This window comes from uncultured Rothia sp., from assembly GCF_916049665.1.
Classification (GTDB): domain Bacteria; phylum Actinomycetota; class Actinomycetes; order Actinomycetales; family Micrococcaceae; genus Rothia.
The window spans coordinates 1-4,576 of the sequence record NZ_CAJZIE010000101.1 but is presented as its reverse complement, the minus strand read 5'-3'; the positions used below and the strand labels follow the sequence as shown (position 1 = coordinate 4,576).

3 protein-coding genes are annotated in these 4,576 nt (G+C 62.7%); 2 read left to right on the top strand and 1 reads right to left on the bottom strand.

Features of this window, described 5'->3' with window-relative positions:
• The first annotated feature begins 70 nt into the window (after positions 1–70).
• Positions 71–1,399 carry an FUSC family protein gene (locus QZ540_RS08100; RefSeq protein ID WP_363279998.1) on the top strand — a complete coding sequence of 443 codons (1,329 nt, stop codon included), beginning with the start codon at positions 71–73 and terminating at the stop codon, positions 1,397–1,399.
• Positions 1,400–1,552: 153 nt separating this feature from the next.
• On the opposite strand, the gene QZ540_RS08095 is transcribed toward QZ540_RS08100, so the two are convergent.
• Complete coding sequence (locus QZ540_RS08095; RefSeq protein WP_294629082.1) at positions 1,553–3,001, bottom strand: DNA repair protein RadA; 1,449 nt, start codon at positions 2,999–3,001, stop codon at positions 1,553–1,555.
• 208 nt (positions 3,002–3,209) lie between these two features.
• Between QZ540_RS08095 and disA the strand changes: the two genes are divergently transcribed.
• Positions 3,210–4,286 (top strand): DNA integrity scanning diadenylate cyclase DisA, encoded by a 1,077-nt coding sequence (gene disA / locus QZ540_RS08090; protein ID WP_012902785.1) that lies wholly within the window; start codon positions 3,210–3,212, stop codon positions 4,284–4,286.
• Positions 4,287–4,576: the final 290 nt, after the last annotated feature.

Genomic DNA, 4,576 nt, shown 5'->3' with positions numbered 1-4,576 from the left:
CGGGGCGCGGGGTCTCTCACACTTCAACCCAACACTCCCCTACCCCCTTGTGCACCGCATATGCGCCGGTATGATGGTGCCCATGGCACGATTCGCAGACATTCTACGCACTACTGAACAGAACGCCCGACAGTTCGTCCGTGAGGGTGTTCATCGAGTCCAGGCTGATTTCTTTCAGTCCGTGCAGATTACTGCGGCGTCCATGGGTGCGTGGCTTTTCTCCGAGCGCGTTTTGGGCCACAAGGAACCCATTTTTGCGGCGGTTGCCGCCCTCGTATCCCTCGGCTACGTGAGCGGCGCGAAACACTCCCGCCGCATCCTCGAGGTATCCTTCGGCGTGACCCTCGGCATTCTCATTGGTGACCTTCTGCTAATCCTGCTCGGCCACGGCACCTGGCAGGCGGCGGTCGTGCTGTTCCTGTCCGTGATTATTGCCCGCTTCATTGATAAGGGCATTATTTTCACGATTCAGCTGAGTTTCCAGGCGTGTTTTGTGCTGCTTCTGCCGGTGCCTGATGACGCGTTCACTCGCAGTTTCGACGGCATTGTGGGTGGCGCCTTTGCATTCCTCGCCATGTACCTGATGCCGCGTGATCCGCGTAAGAACCCGCGTGCCCGCGCACAGGCCCTCATGGATGCGTTCGCAAAGGTTTTCCAGCTCTCCTCCGAAGCGATTCGCTACTACGACTACAACAAGGCGTACCAGAGCCTACTCGATGCGCGCGCCCTGCAGCCGCTCTACGATGCGTGCCGCGGCGACCTGATTACCGCGCAGGGCATGAGCGAGCTGTCGTGGAATAGCCGCAAGAGCAAGGGCGAGCTGGCGCGCATGGCGAAGACCCTCGCCGCGGTGGATTTGGCGATTCGTAACGACCGCGTGCTCAACCGTCGTATGGCGTCCACGATTCACCACGTGCAGCTGCGTACTGCCGCGCAGCTTTCGCTCAGTGACGCACTGACCGAGCTGTCGTTGGCGGCGCAGAGCCTCGGCCTGGGCATGTCTGCACCGACCGAAGGCGAACGCGAGCACTACATGATGGCGGCACGCGAGCGCATGATCAAGCTTGCCGGCACCCTCGAGCCGCGCACCATGGGTGTGGCGACCTTTGAGGGCGAGTCGCTGGTGCTGATGCTCCGCCTGATTGTGGTGGACTTTTTGGAGGCGACCGGCATGTCCCACAAGGACGCCGTGGCGGTTCTGGTGCCCCTGGGCGAGGCAGTCACGAAGCACGCACCGCGTACCTCGGCAATCCCGATTGTTGACGCTGACATGGACAACTCCACGGTGGTTGACGGCGTGACCGATAGCGCGGTGAACACCCACCACACGAACAAGCTCAACACCCGCTCGATCAACATTATGTTGCACGAGAACGAGGAGGAGAGCCGCTCCTCCTAGCGGGTTTCTGGAGGGTTTCTAGCTGGGTTCTAGCTCGGCTCTAGCGGGGTCAGCGGCAACCCATCAAGACGCAGTAAAGGGGGCTCCCGGCGGCATTCACACCAGCCGGGAGCCCCCTCCTGTGCTGTCTCTATGCTGTTTATGCGCGGGTGGTTACTTCTGCGGGAAGAGGAGCGCGAGCGCCTCACCCAGAGTGGTTACCTCACGCACGGTAACGCCCTCGGGCACGTCCCCCACGCCGGTTGGGGAGGCGGGCACCAGCACGTGCGTGAAGCCCAGGCGGCCCACCTCCGCGATACGCTGGCGGATGCCCGGCACGGCGCGAACCTCACCCGCCAGACCGACTTCGCCGAAGACCGCGAGCTTGCGCGGTAGCGGCTTATTCTGCGCCGCCGACGCGAGCGCCATGACGCACGCCAAATCGGCGGCGGGCTCGGCAATTTTCGCGCCACCCACCGTCGAGACGTAGCAGTCAAGCTTGCCCACGTTCAGCCCGGCGCGGCGCTGCAGCACCGCCAATAGCATCTGAATACGTGCCGAATCCAGACCCGAAACGGTACGGCGAGGGGCGGGTGCCACCGCCTGATCCAGCAGTGCCTGCACCTCCGCGAGCAGGGGGCGGCGACCCTCCATCGTGACGGTCACGCAGGTGCCCGCCACCGGGTGCGGGGTGCTCGAAACAAACATGCCGGAGGGGTCCAGCACCGGTGCGATACCGTCCTCGTGCATGTCAAAGCAGCCCACCTCGTCGGTGGGGCCGAAGCGGTTCTTAATAGCGCGCAGCATGCGGATATTCGAGTGCTTATCGCCCTCAAACTGGCAGACCACGTCCACCAGGTGCTCGAGCAGGCGCGGGCCCGCGATGGTGCCTTCCTTGGTCACGTGGCCCACGAGCAGGGTGCACATGTTGCGTTCCTTAGCCGCGGCAATCACGGAGGCGGCAACCTCACGCACCTGGGTCACACCGCCGGCGCTACCCTCAACTTCCGCGGAGGCGAGGGTCTGCACCGAGTCGATGACCAGCAGGGAGGGGTTGATCTGCTCAATATGCGCTAGGGCGGTGCCGAGGTCGGTTTCGCTGGTCAGGTAGAGGGTGTCCGCGATGGCGCCGATGCGGTCGGCGCGGAGCTTGACCTGCGCGGCGGATTCTTCGCCGGTAATGTACAGTACCGGGCGCGGCGGCTGGGGTGCGCTATTCTGCGCCGGGTTGTTCTGCGCGCCCTTCTGCCCCGCAAATCCGGCGGTGCCGCGGGCGAAGGTGGCGGCAACATCCAGCAGCAGGGTGGACTTACCCACGCCGGGTTCGCCCGCCATGAGGATGACCGCGCCGGGTACGAGTCCGCCGCCGAGCACGCGGTCAAATTCGGGGTTTCCGGTGCTCATGTAGGCGGCTACGCGCGAGTCGACTTCTGCGATGGGCTGGGCGGGTTTCTGCACGCTGGATGCGGCGCGGGTGCGCGCGCGGGTGCCCCCGGCGGCTTCTTCGACGGTGCCCCAGGTTTGGCATTCGCCGCAGCGGCCTACCCATTTGGCGGTGGTCCAGCCGCATTCGGTGCAGCGGTAGGCGGGTGCGGTTTTGGTGTTTTTCGTACGCGCGGTCATGGGTCTATTTTAGGGTCTGGGGCGATATGGTGCGCGGTGTTTGGTCACGGCGAAATGGGGTGCCACAGAACGCATTTTTACTCTTAAACGCAGATAGTTTAGCCCGGTGCACTCCCGTATAAATATCGAGAATATCCGTTCGTTTTTGAGGCACTTTAGCCCGCCGTTCCGCCCCTGACCTGGCTCAATAACCACCCTTACGGGTACAATGGTTTTCGTGCAGATGAATTATAGTGACCTATTGCTTAAAACTATTGCCCGAATCGCCCCCGGCACCGAGCTCCGCGAGGGCCTGGAACGCATCATGCGTGGCCGTACGGGCGCACTCATCGTACTCGGATCCGACCGCACCGTATCCTCCCTGTCGTCGGGCGGTTTCAATATCGACACTGAGTTCTCGGCAACCCGCCTGCGCGAGCTGGCGAAGATGGATGGCGCTATTATCTGCGACCGCGACGCCACCCGTCTGTTGCACGCCGGCGTGCAGCTCATGCCGGACGCCTCCATTGAAACGAACGAGTCCGGCACCCGCCACCGCACCGCCGAGCGCACCGCAATTCAGACCGGTTTCCCGGTGATTTCGGTGAGCGCGTCGATGTCCGTGATTTCTGTGTACGTTGACGGTACCCGCTACATGGTTGAGGACAGCCAGTACCTGATGGCTCGCGCAAACCAGGCGATTCAGACCCTTGAAAGCTATAAGAAGCGTCTGCGTTCGGTGCTCTCTAACCTGTCTGCCCAGGAGATTGAGTCGAACGTTTCCCTGAGCGACGTGGCGATGACCCTGCAGCGCATGGAGATGGTGAACCGCATTATCCGCGAGGTCAGCCACTACGTGCTCGAGCTCGGCGTGCACGGCCGCCTGATTGCCCTGCAGCTGGAGGAGCTGCGCGCCCCCGAGATGACCGCCAGCGACCTGATTCTGCGCGACTACCTGCCCGAGGTGAACGACGAGCTGATTACCGCCGGCGTTGAGGCGCTGCAGAACCTGGACGATATGGACATCGTGGATCTGCGCACGATTGCCCGCACTGTCGGCTTTGGTGAGAACCCCGACCTGGAGCTGCCCCTGCAGCCGCGCGGTTTCCGCCTGCTTGCCGGCATTCCGAGCATTCCGAACGCTATTTCTGAGCGTCTGGTGGAGCGCTTCGGCAGCCTGCAGGCTCTCATGGCGGCGTCCCTTGAGGACCTGCGCGCCGTGGACGGTGTGGGTGAGGCTCGTGCCCGCACGGTGCGTGAGCAGCTGTCCCGCATGGCCGAGAGCAGCCTGGAGAAGTACCTCTAAGAAGACCTATACGAAAGCCCCCGCGCCGGAGACTATCTGGCACGGAGGCTTTTTTCTGACCTCGCGAGAACCTTTTGCATTATGATGTAGTGACAGTGAAGCTTACCCTTCACACCTTGACACCCCAAGGAGGTCACAATGTCGTACTCACGAGCTAAGTATCCGTCGGCCAAGCGCCCCGTCCCGTTCTTCGTGTGGGCGTCCCCCATTCTGTTTCTGATTTACCTGCCGCTGCTGTGGTTCAAGGTCATCCCCAATTCTTTTGAGGTGACCGACCTGTCCACCCTGCT